The sequence below is a fragment of the Arthrobacter alpinus genome (genome assembly GCF_001445575.1).
Taxonomy (GTDB): Bacteria; Actinomycetota; Actinomycetes; order Actinomycetales; family Micrococcaceae; genus Specibacter; species Specibacter alpinus_C.
In genome coordinates, this window is the sequence record NZ_CP013200.1 from 1,537,866 (window position 1) to 1,557,135 (window position 19,270).

The 19,270-nt window shown below is 62.4% G+C and carries 17 protein-coding genes; 4 read left to right on the top strand and 13 right to left on the bottom strand.

Annotated features, from left to right (window positions below; genetic code table 11):
• Positions 1–91 precede the first annotated feature (91 nt).
• The 7 genes from AS189_RS06835 to AS189_RS06865 form a co-directional block, all read right to left on the bottom strand.
• Positions 92–1,213, bottom strand: a complete 1,122-nt coding sequence (locus AS189_RS06835; RefSeq protein ID WP_062286878.1) for a sulfate/molybdate ABC transporter ATP-binding protein — start codon at positions 1,211–1,213, stop codon at positions 92–94.
• Positions 1,210–2,076 carry an ABC transporter permease gene (locus AS189_RS06840; protein ID WP_062293149.1) on the bottom strand — a complete coding sequence of 289 codons (867 nt, stop codon included), beginning with the start codon at positions 2,074–2,076 and terminating at the stop codon, positions 1,210–1,212. Before AS189_RS06840 ends, AS189_RS06835 begins: the two co-directional genes overlap by 4 nt.
• Positions 2,063–2,869: a molybdate ABC transporter substrate-binding protein gene (gene modA, locus AS189_RS06845; RefSeq protein ID WP_082634134.1), complete on the bottom strand. Its 807-nt coding sequence runs from the start codon at positions 2,867–2,869 to the stop codon at positions 2,063–2,065. The genes AS189_RS06840 and modA overlap by 14 nt, the downstream gene beginning before the upstream one ends.
• Complete coding sequence (locus AS189_RS06850) at positions 2,866–3,276, bottom strand: TOBE domain-containing protein (protein ID WP_062286880.1); 411 nt, start codon at positions 3,274–3,276, stop codon at positions 2,866–2,868. Before AS189_RS06850 ends, modA begins: the two co-directional genes overlap by 4 nt.
• Positions 3,277–3,350: 74 nt before the next feature.
• Entirely contained in the window at positions 3,351–4,322 is a 972-nt protein-coding gene (locus AS189_RS06855; RefSeq protein ID WP_062293153.1) for an NAD-dependent epimerase/dehydratase family protein, read from the bottom strand.
• A 125-nt stretch (positions 4,323–4,447) separates the two neighbouring features.
• A complete protein-coding gene (locus tag AS189_RS06860) occupies positions 4,448–5,419 on the bottom strand; it encodes an aldo/keto reductase (RefSeq protein WP_062286881.1) in 972 nt (323 codons plus the stop codon).
• Between the two features lie 2 nt (positions 5,420–5,421).
• A complete protein-coding gene (locus AS189_RS06865) occupies positions 5,422–6,294 on the bottom strand; it encodes a helix-turn-helix transcriptional regulator (RefSeq protein ID WP_062286882.1) in 873 nt (290 codons plus the stop codon).
• 187 nt (positions 6,295–6,481) lie between these two features.
• On the opposite strand from AS189_RS06865, the gene AS189_RS06870 reads away from it, so the two are divergent.
• Positions 6,482–7,333, top strand: a complete 852-nt coding sequence (locus AS189_RS06870; protein WP_237759988.1) for an aldo/keto reductase — start codon at positions 6,482–6,484, stop codon at positions 7,331–7,333.
• A gap of 141 nt (positions 7,334–7,474) precedes the next feature.
• Here AS189_RS06870 and AS189_RS06875 read toward each other — a convergent pair whose 3' ends face one another.
• Both AS189_RS06875 and AS189_RS06880 read right to left on the bottom strand, forming a co-directional pair.
• A complete protein-coding gene (locus AS189_RS06875; RefSeq protein WP_062286883.1) occupies positions 7,475–8,251 on the bottom strand; it encodes a PspA/IM30 family protein in 777 nt (258 codons plus the stop codon).
• A gap of 230 nt (positions 8,252–8,481) precedes the next feature.
• A complete protein-coding gene (locus AS189_RS06880; RefSeq protein WP_062286884.1) occupies positions 8,482–10,512 on the bottom strand; it encodes a TPM domain-containing protein in 2,031 nt (676 codons plus the stop codon).
• A 290-nt stretch (positions 10,513–10,802) separates the two neighbouring features.
• Here AS189_RS06880 and AS189_RS20625 point away from each other — a divergent pair, with 290 nt between their 5' ends.
• Positions 10,803–12,728 (top strand): S1C family serine protease, encoded by a 1,926-nt coding sequence (locus AS189_RS20625; RefSeq protein WP_082634135.1) that lies wholly within the window; start codon positions 10,803–10,805, stop codon positions 12,726–12,728.
• Positions 12,729–12,855: 127 nt separating this feature from the next.
• On the opposite strand, the gene AS189_RS06890 is transcribed toward AS189_RS20625, so the two are convergent.
• Together AS189_RS06890 and AS189_RS06895 are read right to left on the bottom strand one after the other, a co-directional pair.
• On the bottom strand, positions 12,856–14,205 hold the full coding sequence (locus AS189_RS06890) for a permease (protein WP_237759989.1): 1,350 nt from the start codon (positions 14,203–14,205) through the stop codon (positions 12,856–12,858).
• Positions 14,202–15,017: an ABC transporter ATP-binding protein gene (locus AS189_RS06895; RefSeq protein WP_082634136.1), complete on the bottom strand. Its 816-nt coding sequence runs from the start codon at positions 15,015–15,017 to the stop codon at positions 14,202–14,204. The genes AS189_RS06890 and AS189_RS06895 overlap by 4 nt, the downstream gene beginning before the upstream one ends.
• Positions 15,018–15,343: 326 nt before the next feature.
• Here AS189_RS06895 and AS189_RS06900 point away from each other — a divergent pair, with 326 nt between their 5' ends.
• Positions 15,344–16,168, top strand: a complete 825-nt coding sequence (locus AS189_RS06900) for an electron transfer flavoprotein subunit beta/FixA family protein (protein ID WP_237759990.1) — start codon at positions 15,344–15,346, stop codon at positions 16,166–16,168.
• Between the two features lie 12 nt (positions 16,169–16,180).
• The gene (locus AS189_RS06905) at positions 16,181–17,149 is read left to right on the top strand and encodes an electron transfer flavoprotein subunit alpha/FixB family protein (protein ID WP_062286885.1); all 969 of its coding nucleotides are present in this window, start codon (positions 16,181–16,183) and stop codon (positions 17,147–17,149) included.
• Between the two features lie 61 nt (positions 17,150–17,210).
• Here the strand turns inward: AS189_RS06905 and AS189_RS06910 are convergent, their stop codons facing one another.
• Both AS189_RS06910 and AS189_RS06915 read right to left on the bottom strand, forming a co-directional pair.
• Positions 17,211–18,233, bottom strand: coding sequence for a type IV toxin-antitoxin system AbiEi family antitoxin domain-containing protein (locus tag AS189_RS06910; RefSeq protein ID WP_160320798.1), 1,023 nt, complete (start codon positions 18,231–18,233; stop codon positions 17,211–17,213).
• A 209-nt stretch (positions 18,234–18,442) separates the two neighbouring features.
• Positions 18,443–19,249: a class I SAM-dependent methyltransferase gene (locus AS189_RS06915; RefSeq protein ID WP_062286887.1), complete on the bottom strand. Its 807-nt coding sequence runs from the start codon at positions 19,247–19,249 to the stop codon at positions 18,443–18,445.
• Between the last annotated feature and the right edge of the window lie 21 nt (positions 19,250–19,270).

Below are 19,270 nucleotides of genomic sequence, written 5' to 3' on the forward strand. Positions count from 1 at the left end.
TAACAGCCGGGGGTTTTTCGTTTCCCGGGTGGAAATCGAGACCGTGCTTGAGGATTGAGACCGCGACTGACGCGAATTCCGGGCGTGAGACCTAGGCCGGGTACAGCACCACTTCGGCAGCTTTGACCACGAAGAACGCCTTGGCTCCAGGCTCCAGACCCAATTCAGCGATGGCGGCGGGGGAGACATCGGCGGCAAGCCCAGACGCACGGACCCGGATATGTCCGCCTTGAGGCTCGAGCTCGGTGACTTGCACCTGGAAACAGTTGCGCGGGCTTCCTGCCGGTGGCGACAAGAACACGGACACGGACGACGGCGCGAACGCGGCCATGCCTTCTGGCCCACCTTCTGTCGGAGGTGCTGGGGCGGGCAGAGGTGCTTGAGAGAGCGCTTCTCCGGCGGGGCGACCGGCCACTTTGACGCCGTCGGGCATTAAGAGAGTGGATCCGGACAGGGAACCGGTAAGGACGTTGAGCCCAGCCAAGGAGGCCGCGAAGGTGCTGCGGGGGTGGGCCAACACCGCGGCGGTGGGGCCGGCTTCCACGATCCGGCCCTGCTCCATGACGATGATCCGGTCCGCGAGCATGAGCGCGTCGAGGACATCGTGGGTGACGATGATGGCGCGCCGGTTGGCCAAGACTCGTTTGAGCAGGCTGCGCAGAAACGGCGTGGTGTTGACATCCAGGGCCGCCATGGGCTCGTCAAGCAGGAGCAGTTCCGGGTCGGTGGCCAGCGCGCGAGCCAGTGCCACGCGTTGGGCCTGCCCGCCAGAGAGCTGAGCGGGTTTACGTTCGGCGAGTTCTCCGGCGTCCACTTCGCGCAGCCACTGCAAGGCCGTTGTCGCAGCGGCAGCTTTTGTGGCACCTGCGCTGCGCGGCCCGAACGCCACATTGTCCAAGACGCTCAAGTGCGGAAACAACAGGGGTTCCTGGGCCAGTGTGCCAATGCCGCGCTTATGCGGCGGCAGCCAGGTACTGCCCGTGCCGCCAGAACCGCCTGTTTCGCCAAAACCGGCAGAACCCACGCGGAACAAGGGCCGCCCACCCAAGGTGGCGTGACCGGCGTCGGGCTTCACCAGTCCGGACAAGGCCTGCAGCACAGAAGACTTCCCGGCGCCGTTGGCCCCCATAAGCGCGACGGTTTCGGCGGGGCCAACGCTCAAGGCGAGATCCAGATTTCGGGCGCCGATGGCCATGCTCAGCTCCAGCGTCATGGCAGCACGTCCTGTCGAGAAGCGGTTCCGCGGACAACTGCCCGAAGGGGTGAACGAGGAGTTCGGTACGCGAGAAGCACCACGACCAAGGCGACCGCAATCAGGAGGAAGGAGAGGGCCACGGCGGCATCGGGGTCCGTCTCGCGCTGAAGGTAAATCTCCAGCGGCAGAGTGCGGGTGACGCCTTGAAGGCTCCCGGCGAAGGTGAGTGTGGCACCAAATTCGCCCAGGCTGCGAGCGAACGCCAGCACCGCGCCCGAGACCAGACCGGGCAGCACGAGGGGCAGCGTAATGCGGCGCAGCACAGTTGAAGGGCGGGCGCCCAGAGTGGCGGCAACGGCCTCGTACTTTTGCCCGGCGGTCCGCAACGAACCCTCAAGACTGAGCACCAAAAAAGGCAAAGCCACAAACGCCTGAGCCATCACCACGGCAGTTGTGGAAAACGCAATGTCGATGCCAAAAGTACTCAACGTCTGGCCAATCAAACCCACGCGGCCAAAAGTGTAGAGCAAGGCCAGTCCGCCCACCACCGGCGGCACCACCAGTGGCAGCAGGATCAGCGCACGCAAAACACCTTGGCCGCGAAAGCTCGCCCGGGCCAGAACCAACGCCAACGGGACGCCAAAAATGATGCACAGTACGGTGCTGGCCGTGGCTGTTTTCAGGCTCAGACCAAGCGCAGCCACGGAAGATTCGGAGCTGATCAGGGGGATGAACTGAATCCAGTCCACCTGAGCGACCATGCCCACAAGGGGCAGCAGAATGAACAGTGCTCCCACGCCGGCTAGCAGGTAGACCCATCGGGGAACCGCCTGAAACTGCCACGGCTCCCCGACTCGGCGGGGACTGCTACGGGGTGCCAAAACCTGCATCCTGGAGGACTTTCTGTCCTTGCGGAGCCGTCACCAGTGCGATGAATGCCTGGGCAAGCTCCTGCTGCTTTGAACCTTCAACGGCAACAATGGGGTACTTGTTGACCGTCGGCGTAGCGAGTTTGAGGGGCACTTCCGTGACCGCCTGGCCCGCGGACTTTGCGTCGGTGACATAGACCAGTCCGGCATCAGCTTCTCCGGAGGTGACCTTGCCAAGCACACTGGTGACATTCAGCTCTTCGCTGACCGGCGCCAGAGTCAGGCCCGCGTTCGTTGCATCCGAGAGTGCAGCTGCACCACACGGGACTTGGGGGGCGCAGATCACTAATTTGGTGCCGGCTTTGGCGGCATCGGCAAAGCTGGCAATGTTGGCTGGATTAGTCGGTGGGACTACCAGCGTCAAAAAATTGGTGGCAAAGTCAAGGGGTTCCCCGGCTGCCATCTTGGCGTCGCTGAGCTTGGTCATGTTCTTGGTGTCGGCCGAGGCAAATACATCCGCCCGTGCCCCCTGGATGATCTGGGTGACTAGCGTTGATGAGCCATCAAAGCTCAGTGACACTTTTACCTTTGGATGTGCGGCCTCGAATGCTGTGGCCAGATCCGTAAAGGTCTTTTTCAGCGATGCGGCGGCGAACACGCTCAAGGTTCCTGAAAGCTCAGGGGCAGTTGCTGACGCTGCTGCTGGTGTTGATGTGGTGTCGCTGGCGGGAGCACAGGATGTCAGCGACACGGTGAGAATGGCGGCCGCGGCCAGGGCTGAAAGTTTTTTGAAGGGGAGTTTCACGAGGATTTTCCGCCGTTCGGAACTTCAATGATGACGTTGGTTGATTTGACGACGGCGGTTGCCACGGAGCCGGGCTCAAGCTTTAGGTCCCGCACCGCCTCGCTGCTCATCAGGGACACCACGCGGAACGGTCCGCATTGGAGCTCAACTTGGGCCATGACCTTGTCCATGATGACGTTGGTGACGAGCCCAACGAAGCGGTTCCGGGCCGAGCTGCCAACACCGGTGGGGTCCGCTGGCAGCATCGATTGTGACTTGGCCAGGGCAGCCAGCTCAATCCCGTCAATGACCAGTTTCCCCTGTTGGTCCTTCTGGCCGCCCAGGATGCCGTTATCCAGCCAGCGCCGGACGGTATCGTCGCTCACGCCCAAGAAACGAGCTGCCTCTGAAACGCGAATAAGTGTCATATTCGCAGTCTATATCCTCATATGCGGAAAAAGAACGTTATTTTCCCCGCAAACACCAGTTGAGTTTCTGCTGGTTAAAGGGCGGCCAAACGATCCGAGAGTGCCATGTACTCCGCATTCACCACGCGCGCCTGAGGATGAGCAACATGCCACGCCAGAATCGCGTGGGCCGCATCCGCGAAACGGATGGTGGTGCCAAACGCTGGCACCAAAGACTTGACCCGGGAGTTATCAAACATGACCGAATGAGCTTTATCGCCTAGTAGGCCGGGCCCAAACGCGGGAGCGACAGCTGCGATTTTCTCGCTCGCCACATGCACCAGCACGGGATCGGGCACCCCGGCCGCCGCGGCAACGCTGCGGTACACGGCATCCCACGGCAGAACGTCGTCGGAGGTGATGGTAAAGGCCTCACCCGCCACAGGGAGACCGAACAGCCCCACGAACCCCACAGCGAAATCGTTGGTGTGCGTCAGCGTCCACAACGAGGTCCCATCGCCGTGCACCACCACCGGGAGCCCGGCCCGCATGCGGTGCACATCGGTCCAGCCGAACAGCAGCGGAAGCCCGGTGTGATCATAGGTGTGGGACGGGCGAACAATGGTGACCGGGAAGTCGTCCTCTCGGAAAGCCTGCGTGAAAATATCCTCACAGGCGATCTTGTCCCGCGAATACTGCCAGAAGGGATTTCGCAGGGGAGTGGATTCCGTGATGGGCAGGCGGGCCGGTGGCTTCTGGTACGCCGAGGCCGAACTGATGAACAAGTATTGCCCCGTGCGGCCACGGAAAAGCTCCACTGCGGCGTAGGCATGCTTCGGTGTGAACGTGAGGAAGTCAGCCACAACGTCAAAGCTTCGCGTGCCCAAGGCTGCGGCAACGGCGGCTGGGTCCCTGACATCAGCCACAAGATGTTCGACGCCGGAGGGAAGCTGCCGCACGGAACTCGCCGCGCGGTTCAGCACCGTCACGGTGTACCCCAGAGCCGCGGCCCGCGCCACGGCCGCCGCACTGATGGTGCCCGTTCCCCCAATGAACAACACCCGCAGTGCTGGGCGCCGCCAGAGTCCTTCATCCCCTCCGAGCCTTTGGGCCTCGGAGGATGAATCGGCCAGGCCCCCGGGTGCGTCTTGGCGGAGGTGCAATCCTTGACCAACGCCGTCGTTGAAGCCGCTCACCAGGCGTAGTCTTCCGGGGCAGTCTTCGGACCGGGGAAGATCTTATCGAGGGTAGCTAACGCGTCGGCGTCCAGCGAAAGATTCACAGCACGCAGGCCCGCTTCGAGCTGGGCCGAGGTGCGCGGTCCAATAATGGGTGCCGTCACGGCCGGCTGATGGATGAGCCACGCTAGCGCCACGTCGCCCGGGGCATGCCCCAAATCCGCGGCGAAGGATTCAAAGGCGGCAATGGCGTCATGGTGGGTGGCCAACGCCTCGGCAGCGCGGCCCTCAATCCTGCGGACGCCGTCGTTCTGCTTTTGCAGCACACCACCGAGCAGCCCGCCATGCAACGGCGACCACGGGAGCAGCCCTAAACCGTAGTGTTCGGCGGCGGGAATGACTTCACGTTCCACGCTGCGCTCCAGCAGGCTGTAGATGGACTGTTCGCTGACCAGCCCGGTGACGGGCCGGCGCGCGGCAGCCTCCTGTGCGGCGGCAATGTGCCAGCCGGCAAAGTTGGAGCTGCCGGCGTACAGGATCTTACCCTGCTGCACGGCGACGTCGATGGCCTGCCAGATCTCATCCCAGGGAGTATCCCGGTCCACATGGTGGAACTGGTACAGATCGATGTAGTCGGTCTGCAGGCGCTTCAGGGAAGCGTCCAGGGAACGGCGGATGTTCAGCGCTGACAGCTTCGAATCATTGGGCCAATCGGTCATATTGGCATAGACCTTCGTGGCCAGCACGGTCCGCTCGCGCCGACCCCCGCCCTGGGCGATCCAGCGTCCAATGATTTCTTCGGTCCAGCCCCGGCGGTCATTGCCGCCGTAGCCATTGGCCGTGTCAAAGAAATTCAGCCCTGCCTCATGGGCCTGATCCATGATCTTGAAGGCATCGGCCTCATCGGTGTGTGGGCCAAAATTCATGGTGCCAAGGCAGAGGGTGGAGACGGACAGGCCGCTGCGGCCCAACTGGGTGTACAACATGCTCATGTGGTTCCTTCGGAAGAAGTGGAAACTTGTTGAGTAGATTCGGAGCCGCCAGCCCAGGAGGACAGCAATTTGAGGGCGTCTTGCGAGGGGGATCCGTTCTTGGCCGTGTAGATTCGCAGGCTTTGATCGGTGTCATCGGGGAGGATTAGATGTTCAAAATCCAGCGAAAGATCGCCCACCACACCATGGTGCAGCGTCAAGGTACCCGAGGCTCGCTGGGCCACCGTGTGCCGCGCCCACCACTGCCGAAACTCCTCGCTGTTGACAGCGAGTTCACCCACCAGAGCAGTGGCGGCAGGGTCACCGGGATGCCGGCCAATATCGGCACGCAAGGCAGCCACCGCGTCCGAGGCAGCACCATGCCAGTCCCGGAACAACACGCGCGCGCCCGGATCGAGCATGATCCAGCGCGTGTAATTACGTTGTTCGCGGCCCATGGCCGGGAAGTCGGCAAAGAGTAGCCGGGCCATGCGGTTGCTGGCCAAGACGTCGGTGCGCCGGCCCAGGACCACGGCGGGTATCTCGCCCACCGCGTCCAGGAGCTGACGCATAGAGGCCCGCACACGCTGGACAACAGGCGGGCTGCTTGCCTGTCCGCCGCAGTTTTCCAGAAGATCGTACATATGGGCAGACTCAGAATCGGTGAGTTGCAGAGCGCGGGCCACCGACGCCAGCACCGACCGGGAGGGGTGAATGTTACGTCCCTGCTCCAGCCTTGTGTAGTAGTCAGTGGACACTCCAGCGCGCTGCGCTACTTCCTCCCGACGTAAACCGGGAACCCGCCGGTTGGTGAGGGCAGCTTCCGGTTCTGGAGCCAAGCGGGACCGCATGGCGGAGAGGAAGCTGCCGAATTCAATACTTTGACCCATGGCTCCCATTCTGCCCCGGTGTAGTGGGCGAGCCTAGTGTGAAGGTAGGACTGCTGATCCTAGGATCGCTTCAAACACCTAAAGCGCGTCAATGAGCTACACCGCGTTACAGTTCGCGCTTAGGCTGGAGGAAACCGTCCCGGGAGACCATCCATGGAGACGGACACAATGAAAGGAATGATTCTTCGTGACTGATGTGAACACCGCGGCAACGGCCGTTCCGGAGCTGACTCTGAACAATGGAGTCACCATCCCGCAGCTCGGGTTTGGGGTCTTCCAGATCCCGCCAGAAGAAACCCGTGTTGCTGTGACAGAGGCGCTAGCCACGGGCTACCGCCACATTGATACCGCCGCGGCATACCGTAACGAGTCCGGCGTTGGAGCTGCCATTGCCGAATCCGGATTGGCCCGCGAAGACCTGTTTATCACCACCAAGCTGCGCAATGGCGAGCAGGGCAGCACCCGTGCCGCGTTTGAAGCCAGCCGCAAGGCGCTGGGCCTGGACTGGATCGATCTGTACCTGATCCACTGGCCGGTGCCGTCGCAGGGGCTGTTCATCCAGGCTTGGAAGGACATGGAGTCCCTCTATGCCGAGGGGCTGATCCGCGCCATTGGTGTTTCCAACTTCTTGGCCCCGCACCTGGATGAGCTGTTGGGCAAGTCCACAGTGATTCCTGCCGTGAACCAGATCGAAGCGCACCCAACCTTTCAGCAGCGTGAGCTGGCGCAGAAGAGCCGGCGCCACGGCATTGCTGTGGAAGCGTACAGCCCGCTGGGGCAGGGCAAGGACCTGGACAACGCCGTTATCTCCGAGCTGGCCGCCAGCTATGGCGCCACCCCGGCTCAGGTGGTGCTCGCCTGGCATCTGGGCACGGGCAACATCGTGATCCCCAAGACCGTCACGCCCAAGCGCATGCAGGAAAACCTCGCGGCAGCCCAGATTCAGCTCAGCGACGCTGATTTGCAGCGGATTTCGGCACTGGAAGACGGTGGCCGTATCGGCGCCGATCCTGCAGTGGCAGCTTTCACCCAAATGTAGGCAGCACGCCACAGCGTAACGCGGCAGCAGAACAACAAAAGCAGAACAACAAAAGAGGGTGCATCATCGCTTAACGATGATTCACCCTCTTTTATACGAACTTTGTGCAACGGCACAGAACGCTAAACGGCCGTCAACGGCTTACAGCTTGTCGAAATCTGCCTCATCAATGTGATCCGGAGCGGCAATGGCGGCCGGAGCGGGGGAGTTGCCGGCCTTCAGAGCAGCCAGGCGCGCCTCAATCTCGGTCTGCTCGCCTAAGTCCTCAAGGGAGTTGAACTGGGCGTCCAAGCTGGAGGCGGCTAGCTCATTCTGGCCACGAACCTTAGCTTCTTCGCGGCGGATCTTCTCTTCGAAGCGGCTGACCTCACTGGTCGGATCCATGATGTCGATGCTCTTGAGGGCGTCGTGGACCTGAGTCTGCGCGGCGGCCGTCTTGGAGCGTGCGATCAGCTCGTTGCGCTTGTTGGCGAGTTCAGTGAGCTTGCCATTCATCTGCTGCAGGCCAGTCTTGAGCTTGTCAACCACCTCGTTCTGCGCAGCAATGTTTGGCTGAGCAGACTTGGCTTCGCTTTCCGAGGACATCTGACGCTGCAGGGCCACCTTGGCCAGGTTGTCGAACTTCTGCGCATCGGCGTCGTTGCCAGCGCCACGGAATTCATCTGCCTTGCGGCTCGCGGCGAGGGCCTTGGAACCCCAATCCTGCGCGTTCTTCACATCCTCGTTGTAATCGTCCTCGAGCATGCGCAGGTTACCGATGGTCTGGGCGACAGCGCCTTCGGCCTCTTGAATGTTGGCCTTGTAATCGCGCACCATCTGGTCAAGCATCTTCTGCGGGTCCTCGGCCTGATCCAACAGCGCATTGATATTGGCCTTGGCCAACTGTGCGATCCGGCCGAAAATTGACTGCTTTGCCATTCTTTTCCCCTTATTTTTTGCTTTTTTTTACGAACAAAATGTTGAGTTTGCGTGCCCGGAACGCTCCATCTGATGTGAGTCTAGGTGAGCTGTTCCCATTCTTGTCTTAGGTGCCCGCCCGGTGCAATGCCATGACGTACGACGCCGGATCCTCCTTGGCGCCCGCCCGTCGCCTTGCGCCGTGGTCTACCTCGTGACGGCTTGCTCGGTCGTGATGGCCAGTGTGCGGGCTAGAAGTTGCCGCCTCCGCCGCCAAAGCCGCCACCGCCACCACCCCCGCCGCCTCCGCCGAAGCCGCCACCCCCACCTCCGCCGAAGCCACCGCCGCCAAATCCGCCGCCGCCGCCTCCGGAGAGCAGCCCGCCAATGATGCCGCCGAGGATGGCACCGCCCATGCCACCGCCCATGGAACTGCGGCCACCGCCGCCGTAACCTCCACCGCCGCCGAAGCTGTCGACGTCGTTCTGTGCATATTGGATGGCCTGCTTGGCCAACTCCTGCGCTTGTTGAGCGTAGGTCAGGGCGTTGGTGGGGTCCGAGTCGGCGATGTTCACGGCGTAGTCGAAGTTGCGCTCGGCCTCGGACAAGCGTGTCCTGGCTGCGGATCCAACGCCGCCACGGCGGGCAGCAATGAAGTCCTTGGCCGTAGCAATGTTGGCCTGCGCACCGGCGAAAGCCTGTTGCAGTGCGGCCTGTGCGCGCAGCGCCTGTTGCTGCTGATCACGGATACCTGTCAACAGTTCATCGAGCTGGCTGTGGGCGTCCTGCACCGCAGCGAGCAGAGCCACTGGATCTGGCTTGCCGGAGGCAGCGTTCATGCGCACGTCGTTCAGCGTTGATTCCGCGGCCGCAACAGTGGGTGCGTAGCGGGCAAACTGGGATGAAGCCACCATGGACTTGGCCTGTTGCAGATCGGTCAGAGCGGACGGAAGAGCCGTCTGTAGGGTCTGCGCAGCGTCGTGAAAGGTTGCTTCGGTGGAGGCAATAGCGTCCAGGAGGACGGTGGACTGCAGCAAACTTTCCTCGGCGGCCTTGACGGCAACAGCAGCACCGGCAGTGTCTGAGGCGCCCAATTTGCTGTCAGCTTCAGCCGCCGCGGTGTCCACGAAGTCGAGGCGTTCCTTGGCCTCTGCAATGTTGTCGCGCACTGGTGCTAGAGCCGCGTCTGAGTACTGGGCGGTCATCCCGGCCAACTTTTGCTCGGCAGTAGCCACCGAGGTCTTGGCCTCGGCTGCTTGAGAACGGATGCTGGCGAGTACCTGCGGGGCGGTCCTCTCCAATTCACGCAGCTCGTCGAAGGCTGCCTTTTCGGCATCCAGCGCCGCATTGGCGTCCTCGCTGCGTTTGATGATTTCACCGAGCCAGGAACGCTGCTCTTCAATGGTGTCGGGAATTTCGTCATCGAGCTGTTGCTGGAGCTTGAACGATTCGGACAGGTGAGTTTTGGCGCTGCTCAGTGCGGCTTGGAACTGCTTGACAGCTTCATCGCCGTACGACGCCTGAGCGAAACCAATCTCGTGTTCGCTGGTCTTGATGGCATCATCGGCGGCAATCAGCAACGAACCGGCCTTGGCCCGCAGCTCCGGGATGGTCATGCCGGCGTTGGGATCCAGGGGCTTTCCGTCGGGGCCGTAGCCCTTGGCGGTGGCCTCGGCTGCACCCTTTTTGCGCTTGTTGCGAAGGTACAGTGCTGTTCCCGCACCACCAACCACGACGACGCCGCCCACTCCCAGCGTCACGAACCCGCCCGTGGGGTTAGGTACGTTGCCCTTGCCTCCACCAGCGGCGTCACCCAGGGCGGCGGCGGTGTCAATGGCCGCCTGGGCCCAGTTTCCAGCGGAGAGCTGGGGTTTGATGGCGCTCGATTGGATGGTGGAGCCTTGGGCTGCAGACAGGAAAGTATTGGAGCCGCCAACGAATGCATACTGTTTTGTCTGAACGGCAACGGCCAACAGAGCGTCGAACTGACCCATGTTCTTCTCGGTGGCGACAGTGTTGGCCCACGTCTCTTGGGCCTGCCCGTCAAAGGAGTCGACATAGACCACGAAGAGCGTGACGCCGTGGTCCTTGCTCAATTTCGTGATCGCGTTTTGAACCTCTGCCTTTTGATTGCCCAGCACATTGGCGTTGTCAACAATGTAGGTGCCGCCGGGAATGGTCACTGGTGGTTCGGCCTGAGCAGCGCCGGCTGGAAACAACAGGAGGACCATCAGTGCTAGGGCTGCCAGAACTGGGGGAAATACCTTCAACCGTGCAAACATCGCTCACCTTAGGTGTGGGACCACTGCTGGACCATTCTCGTGAATCGGGCTTTGTGAATCGTGCCTAATACACCCACGATACTATGGTGCGGTTTTGATTGCGCGGGGTTTTCTGGGCAGGTATTTCGCTGTGCGGATAATGACGTCGCTGCCAGCAGGGGGAGATAATGGAAGCGGATGAGGCTTCACAGCAACCTTCCAGCGAACGTTCGTCAGGGCACCAGCTGCGGGCGACATGATGAAAACCAAGCAAGGATTCATCACACAGGATTTCAATGAAGGGAACGCTGATGTCTGAGAACAACGGTGAACACACCGCCAACAGCAACGAGCAGTCCGAGCAGGCCAAGCAGGCTGAAGACGCTCGGTCGGAGCAGTCCGGAACTGCGCAGCCAGCTCAGCCTACTCAGCCAGCCCGGGCCCCAGAGGGTTTCGCGCAGCACGGATACGGTGCTCCGGTGCCGCCGGCCGCACAGCATTATGCGTCGCAGACATCTTCCATGAACACCCCTCCTGCCGGGGCACCTGCACCTCCGGCCGCACGTCCTGGTGGATATGGCACCCCGGCGGCTCCCGTCACCAACCCTTATGGCGCCCCGCAAGCAAGCTCCCAGTACGGCGCGTCGCAGCCTCCCGCCAATTCCAATCCCACCGAGCGGATTCCGGCACCACCGGCCCACAGCGCAGGAGCAGGTAATGCAGGATCAGGTAATGCAGGATCAGGCAGTGCAGGAGCCCACAGCGCAGGATCGGATAGCGCCGGCTCTCAGAACCTCGGCGGACAGAACCCGACCGAGCCCATCCCCACAGGATTCGGTGCCCACAACGACGGTGCCCACAACGGCGGTGCCAATAACTTTGGTACCAGCAGCTTCGGGAACACCGGTCATGACACCGGCACCAGCACCCCGGGCCATGGTGAGGGATACGCGGGACCGGGCTACCCGGCGTCGAACGCGTACCCCCAGACACTGGCACCGGCCGTGGCACCGCAGCGCAAGTCCAAGGACGGCAAAAAGGTGGGCATGGGCATGTTCACCACCGGTGTCCTGGCTGCAGCACTCGTCGGCGGACTAGTGGGCGGCGGATCTCTTTTCCTGCTCAATCAGCAAAGTGACAGCTCGTCGGTGGGCGGTACCTCGCAGAGCGCGCCGCTGGTAGTCAACAACACCAACTCGGTCAATCAGGTGACGGCGGCTGCGGCGAAGGCTATGCCGTCGGTGGTGACCATTTCGGCCACGAGTGGTAGCTCCGGCGGCACGGGCTCGGGCATCATTTTGGACACCGAGGGCCACATCCTGACCAACACGCACGTGGTCACCTTGGACGGCGCCGCCGCGCACGCCGCGATCCAGGTACAGACCAGCGACAACAAGGTTTACGACGCCACCATTGTGGGCACGGACCCGCTCTCTGACCTCGCCGTGATCAAGATTGATGCGCCCAACCTGGTTCCAGCCACCCTGGGCGAATCCAACAAGATCAACGTGGGTGACACAGTCATTGCCATCGGCTCCCCGCTGGGCCTGAACGCCACCGTCACCGAAGGGATTGTTTCCACGCTGAACCGCACCATCCAGGTGGCCTCCTCGGCCGTCCCGGAAACCCCCAGCGACAGTGCACCGGACCAGAACGACGGCGGCAACGGGTTCCAGTTCTCCCCTCCAGGCGGCGGGACGAACACCACAGCCGCTACCGGAACGGTGAACCTCAACGTCATCCAGACCGATGCGGCCATCAACCCCGGTAACTCCGGCGGTGCGCTGGTCAACGCTACAGGCGAGATCATTGGCGTCAACGTGGCCATTGCCTCGACCGGCAGTTCTTCCAGCTCCAGCAGCCAGAGCGGCAACATTGGCGTGGGCTTCTCCATCCCCATGGATCACGCCCAGCGCGTCGCCCAGGACATCATCAAGACCGGCACGGCCACCCACGGCCAGCTGGGCGTCTCGGTGGGAAGCACCTCATCAACCGGATCAAGTAGCTCCTTCTCCATCGGCGCCACCGTGGCTGATGTAACCTCCGGGAGCGCAGCAGCCAAGGCTGGTCTGAAGAAGGGCGACGTCATCACGAAGCTGGGGGATCGCACCATCTCTGATCCGGCAGAACTGACAGCTGCTGTTCGCGAACAGTCCGGTGGAGCCACCGTGAAGGTGGACTTCACCCGCGGCGGCAAGACCCAGAGCGTGGATGTCACCTTGGACACCATGAAGTAGACGTTTTGCGGCCGGCCGCGGCCAAGCAGTTTGAAGCTGCGGCCGGTTACCAGCGAACGGAGCGCCACTCATGGAGTGGCGCTCCGTTCGCGCTTAACGGTGCGCAGCTCTGGTGTGGCTCCGGCCCCTAGTGTGCCAGCACGGAGTCCAGAACAGGTTTAGATGCCGCCAGCCCCAGCCACACCAAGGAGATGCCACCGGCCAGCACGCCGACAATGACCAGCAACGACAGCGGCGCAAAAATCATGGCGGCCCCCGTTAGCGGAAACAGCAGAATGGCAGCCACGGCGGCCGAGCCAATCGTCACAATGCGCACTGGCGACATCACGGCGCGCTGGCGGGCGGCCTCCATGACGGAACGGGGCATGCCGAGCCGGTCCAGGCTCACGTACAGCCCGCCCCGGTCCAAGATGGCGGCCGCCTGATTCACACCGGCACTGGAAGCCACCAACAGGAACGAGGCCACCACCGTAATCAGTACCCCAGTGCGCATATCGGTGGCGAGGTTGATGTCCGCGACGTTGCCGTCGGCAGGGGCGGTGGCATCCAGGAGCGCCAGTCCGGTCCCGGCAATGACCGCAATAAAGCTGGTCATGGACAGCGAGCTGACCTGCCGCCAGGCAGCCTTAGGTGATTCCAGAATGGTCCGGGCGGCCAGCAGCCGGTCCGGCGTTTGCGCCCTGCGCAGCCCTCGCCCGGCAAGTCGCTTCAGCACAAACGGCCCCACCAGGTTCAGCAGGGCCATCCCGCCGGCAAAACTGCCGCACAGGATGAGGATCATGACGGCCACGGAACCGCTGGCCGTCAGATTGGCCATCAGTACATAAAGTACGACGGCGGCACCGGCCCCGAGCGCGAATCTCGCCCAGTGCACCGTGGGTGCTTTGGCTCTGGTGCGCACCCCCAGCGGGGAGAGCACAACTTGGCGCAAACCGATTGCGGCACTGATGGCCGCAAGGATCATGAGGGCCGCTGCCGTGGCTAGTACCAGCAGGGGATTGAGCCACAGCGCCGCCAATCCCAAGGCCTTTCCTTGGAACGGGATCAGGGCAACAGCCGGCAGTGCCACCGCGTACAGCGCCACGCCGGCACAAATGCCCACGGCGGCCACGACGGTGGATTCCACAACTGTCATGGCGCCCACCAGCGCCGGGGTGCCACCGAGCAGCCGCAGCGTGGACAGCCGCTCATCACGGCGGCGTGCCGACAGGCGTGCCGCCGACCCGCCCAGGGTCAGCAGGGGCAGGACCATCAGGGCCAAGGCCACTCCGGCCAGCATCTGGTAGGTTCCGGCCAGGTCGGGGTTTGCATCGATGACAGGTGTGGTGAAAAAGCTCATGGCACCGGCCAGCACTATGAGCGACAGCGCCGTGACCAGCGCAAACGCCACCACGGGCAGCGCCACCACCGCCTTGCTGCCGGGGGCGGGACGGGACAGCATCCAGAGGATGGAAAACATGGATTTGAACTTGTTCACGGTCGTTCCGCCCAGTTCTGGCCTGTGGCGGGCTGGCTCGTGGCGAACTGGCCTGCCGACGGGTGCGCCGTCATGCCGGGAGACGGTACGGCATACTGCCCGCCCGCGCCGGGTATGAGCTGAGTGGGCGATGGGGGAGCCGACGGCGAAAGGGAGAGTACGCCGTCGTGCATGTACAAAGTGCGGGAGCAACGGGCGGCTACAGAAGGATCGTGCGTGACCAGAACCAGTGTGCGGCCGCGCCCGGCTGTGGCAGCCAGGAGCGCGCCCATGACCTCGGCGGAGGTGTGCGAGTCCAGGGCGCCGGTGGGTTCGTCAGCGAACACGATGCCGGCACCGGTAACTTGCGCGCGGGCGATGGCGACCCGCTGCGCCTGACCGCCGGAGAGCTCACCGATGCGGCGGTCCTCCATCCCGGCCAGGCCCAGATGGGTCAGCCAGCCAGCGGCCTGGGGCTCAGCCTCGCGCCTAGAGACGCCGTTGAGCATGAGGGCCAGAGCCACGTTTTCAATGGCCGTTAGTTCCGGGATCAACAGCCCGGATTGGAAGACGAAGCCAAAGGCCTCGCGGCGCAGCTTGGAGCGTTGGGTTTCGTTGAGCGCAGTGACCTCGGTGCCCGCGTAGTTGACGGTTCCGGCGTCGGGCGCGGTGATGCCGGCGAGGGTGTGCAGCAGCGTGGTCTTGCCCGAGCCGGAGGCGCCCATGATGGCCACGGACTCGCCAGCGGCAATGTCCACATCCACGTTGTTCAGGGCCAGGGATGAGCCGTAGCGTTTGGAAAGGGAGCGTGCGCTCAAAATTGTTGAAGTCATGTTTCTACTGTGCCCGTCGGCGGTGATTGCAGGCATCGGGCTGTAGGCGGAACCTTTCGGCGCACCATCCACCCGGGGGATGACCCCAGACCCTCCCTCATCGATTGGGGTGTTTTCCGGATCCCTCCCTCAGCGAATGGGCATTCTAGGTAAACGCTCCTGCACCAGGCGGGCACTGAATGCTCCCATTGTTCGCTGGGAGTAAAGTTTCGACGCGGGAAATTCCAGCCGGAGCCGCTACGAACTAAGCTATTGAGGATAGACAAAGGGCGAAGCAGCCGCACCTGCCCCGGACCGGGGATCGGCGCTGCACCAACCATCCGTCCATGACACAAAGGACAGCAGTGGAAAATTCAGCACTGAACATTGTCGTACTGGTGAAATATGTGCCAGACGCGCAATTTGACCGACAGCTTTCCGGAGATGCACACACGCTGGATCGCAGCGAAAGCATCCTCTCCGAACTCGATGAATACGCCTTGGAAGCAGCCCTGGCGCTGACCGATGCCCGGGGCGGTGTCAAGGGCGGGAACACCGTCACAGCACTGACCGTGGGCCCGGCCTCCGCGTCCGTGGCTGTGAAAAAGTCGCTCCAGATCGGCGCAACCCAAGGGCTGCACGTCAGCGATGAGGCACTCGCAGGCTCCGATGCATCTGCAACCTCACTGGTCTTGGCCGCAGCCATCAAGTCGCTCGGGCCGATTGACCTGGTCATTACGGGTATGGCCTCCACCGATGGGGAAACCTCCATAGTTCCGGCGCAGCTTTCGGCCCGGCTCGGTTTGCCCCAGATCACTTTCGCCTCAGCGCTGGACGTTGCCGGTAACACGGTCACGGCCCGCCGGGACGGAGACGATTTCTCCGAGGAAATCCAGGCCACCTTGCCGGCGCTGATCTCGGTGACTGATCAGGCTAACGATCCCCGCTACCCCAACTTCAAGGGCATCCTGGCCGCGAAGAAAAAGAAGATCACCACCGTGTCCCTGGCTGATCTGGGGATCAGTGCGGACGCCGTCGGACATGCCGGATCCCTGACTAAGGTGACCGCGGCAGCCGAGCGCCCCGCACGCACCGCTGGCACCCTCATCACCGATTCAGGCGATGCGGGCATTCAGCTTGTCGACTTCCTGGCCGCTGCGAAACTGATCTAAGGAACCCATTACATGAGTGCAATTGTTGTTTACATTGATCAGCTGGATGCTCCGGGCAAACTTTCCACCACTGTCTCGCAGCTGCTGACCTTGGCCCGCAGCGCTGGCGAGCCCGTGGCCGTTGTTGCCGGTCCGGTCAGTGCTTCGGTGCTGGCCGAGTTGGGTACTCAAGGCGTTACCCGCGTGCTGTACTCGGAGCAGGCCGAGCTGGGCGCGTTCCTCGTTGCCACCAAGGCTGACCTCCTCGCACAGTCTGCAGCCGCCGTGTCTGCCAGCGCCGTGCTGATTGAAAACAGTGCCGCAGGCAAAGAAATTGCCGCCCGTGCTGGCGTCAGCCTGAATGCTGGTGTAATTACCGATGCCGTCTCCGTGACCCCCGACGGCGGCACTTTGGTTGCGCACAAATCGATCCTTGCCGGGTCCTGGACCGTTCAGGCGCAGGCTACCTCAGCCGTCGCCGTAATCAGCGTCAAGGCTCACAGCATCGAGGCAGCCCCGGCGGCCGAGCCCACCACCCCCGTGGTTGAAGCAGTGGAGGTGGCCTTCGCTCCGGCAAGTTTGGGTGCCCGAGTCGTTTCGCGCACGCCACGGGCAGCCTCCGGGCGCCCCGAATTGGAGGACGCACGCATTATTGTGGCTGGCGGCCGCGGCGTTGATGGCGACTTCACGCCGATCGAAGAGCTCGCGGACGTCTTGGGTGCCGCAGTTGGTGCCTCACGTGCGGCCACCGATGCGGGCTGGATTTCCCACGCTTCGCAGGTGGGTCAGACGGGCAAGAAGGTGTCCCCGCAGCTGTACATCTCGGTGGGTATTTCCGGTGCCATTCAGCAGAAGGCTGGCATGCAGACCTCCAAGCTGATTGTGGCCGTGAATAAGGACGCCGAATCGCCCATCTTCGAAATTGCAGACTTCGGCATTGTGGGCGACCTGTTCAAGGTGTTGCCTCAGGCCGTTGAGGAAATCAAGAAGCGCCGCGCCTAGCGTTTCCATAAAAGCGCTGCCGTTTGACGTTTTCGCCATGGTTTGAACCCTAGCGAAAACGTCAAACGGCAGCGCTTTTGTGTGCCTGCGGGAGTCCGGCCTGGCGCAAGAGCCTGGCCAACTGGGCCGTATTCCGCATTTCCGCCCAGCCCCACCGTGCAAAGGACACGCCTTGGGCCCTGATCTGATCTTCACGTTTTTTCTCGGCAATGATCCGGTCAGCGGTTGACAGGCCGCCGCCCCAGCCAGACCGCAGGTATTTGCCCAGTCCGTCGAATTCGCCGGCCACCTTTTGTTTGTCGAACCAGAAATCGACTAACGCGTTTCTGCCGGTGGACAGAACAAACGTTTTCTGCAGGACGGGCGTGGGAAAACCCAGTTGAAACATTCTCACGCGGCTAATCGACTCCCCGGCAGAACCAGACAGAGCCGACGCGAAATTGATGACGGCAAGGGCTCGTTGCCGTGCTGCGTGAGTGGGCAGCGAGGACGCACCAGCACGCAACTGTTCAAGTGACAGTGGAGGGCCTTGTGGAACGTCGGGTCCCCACACCGGAACCTGATCAAAGGGCGATGAGTCACGTGGTGCAAAGACGTTGACCTGGTTGTTCCAGTCAAAAGGCCGAAGACTCGAATCGCAGATGGCGACGGCGTAGGCGAAGGAGAGCTTGTTGATCAGTTCCAACGTCGTGGTGAGTTTATCGGTCACCAGGAAGGGTCCACATCGCACCACCCCCTCCGACAGCGAGCCGAGGCGGCGGACTACTCCATTGGCGCTGCGTCCTCCGGCGGTTACCTCTGTCACGGCATACAGTTTTTGGGGAGTACCTACAATCCACAGACCCCATAAGAGAGCTGCAGTGGCGCCGCAGAGCACTGGTTCCTTGGTTGACAACTGCTCAAAGGCCAGCGCCCTTAACCCGTACTTTTCCCTGGCGGTGAGTTTTTCCCATTCCGCGGCTGACAGGTAGAAGCCGCGCCGAACCCGGACAAGTTCACCACGGTGGACACGAGTAGCCAAGGTGCGGCGGTCCTTGCCCAGACGATCGTAATCCGCTGAGCTGATGAGCTGGGGCATATTCATGACGCCAAGCCTGACACTGGCGGCCGGAGCAGGAAAGAGCCCGCACTGCATTTGTGGAAACCCGGGGCTCCTGCCGCAGCTGTGCAGGAACAACGGCAACTACCGGCACCGCTGGCTTTCGCGCCACTTTGACGTTTTCGCTATGGTTCAAACTGTGGCGAAAACGTCAAAGTGCAGCGCTTTACGAAAGTGGCGCGTAGCTGGGTGGATTAGACCCGCGGGACCGAGGCTGTGGCGATCATGGCGTCAGAGTTCATTTCAATCATCGGACCCACTGACTTCATGAATTCGCGCCGGACGCGGGCAATTGCTTCGGGGTCGCGGGGGAGCAGGGTGCGCCAGCCACTGCCCATGACCAGGTTCCAGGCCATGGCGTCATCCACCGTGAGAGTCAGCGGGTGTGTCGCAATGCTGATGTCTTCCAAACCCCGCTCGCTGAGCCATGAGGCCAACTTTTCTACGGAATTTACGCGTGCCATGTTCTGGTTTGGCAACGGGACTACACCGGTCAGACGGGGACGTTCCTTGATGGCCGCCTCGAGGATGAGGCCTGCGAAGGGTTCCAGCGCTCCCTCGATCCAGGTGCTCAGGACAATGCGCCCACCGGGGCGCAGCATGGAGGCCAGATGTTCGACGCCTGCTTCCATGTTGGAGAAGAAGAACATGCTGTAGGAGCACAGCACCGCGTCAAAGGTGCGGTGGCCGCGCCACTCGGTCACGTCTGCTTCGGTGAGCGTGGCATTGAGGATGCCGCGCTCGCCCAAGTTGGCCGCCGCGATGCGCAGCAACCCGGTGGAGAGGTCGACGCCGTCGACCGTTCCGGACGGGCCAACGGCCAAAGCGGCGGGAAGAGTTGCCGCACCGGTTCCACAGCAAGCATCCAGAACCTTTTCGCCGGGCTGCAGCACAGCGGCCTCAACCACGTCGCGGCCCATGGGGTCCCAGAGCTTGTCTGCCCAGGCCTCAAATTGCAAGGCTCCGTCGGTGAACGCCAAGCCAGGATCGCGAGCGGACATGCATACCTCCAGTAGATGATG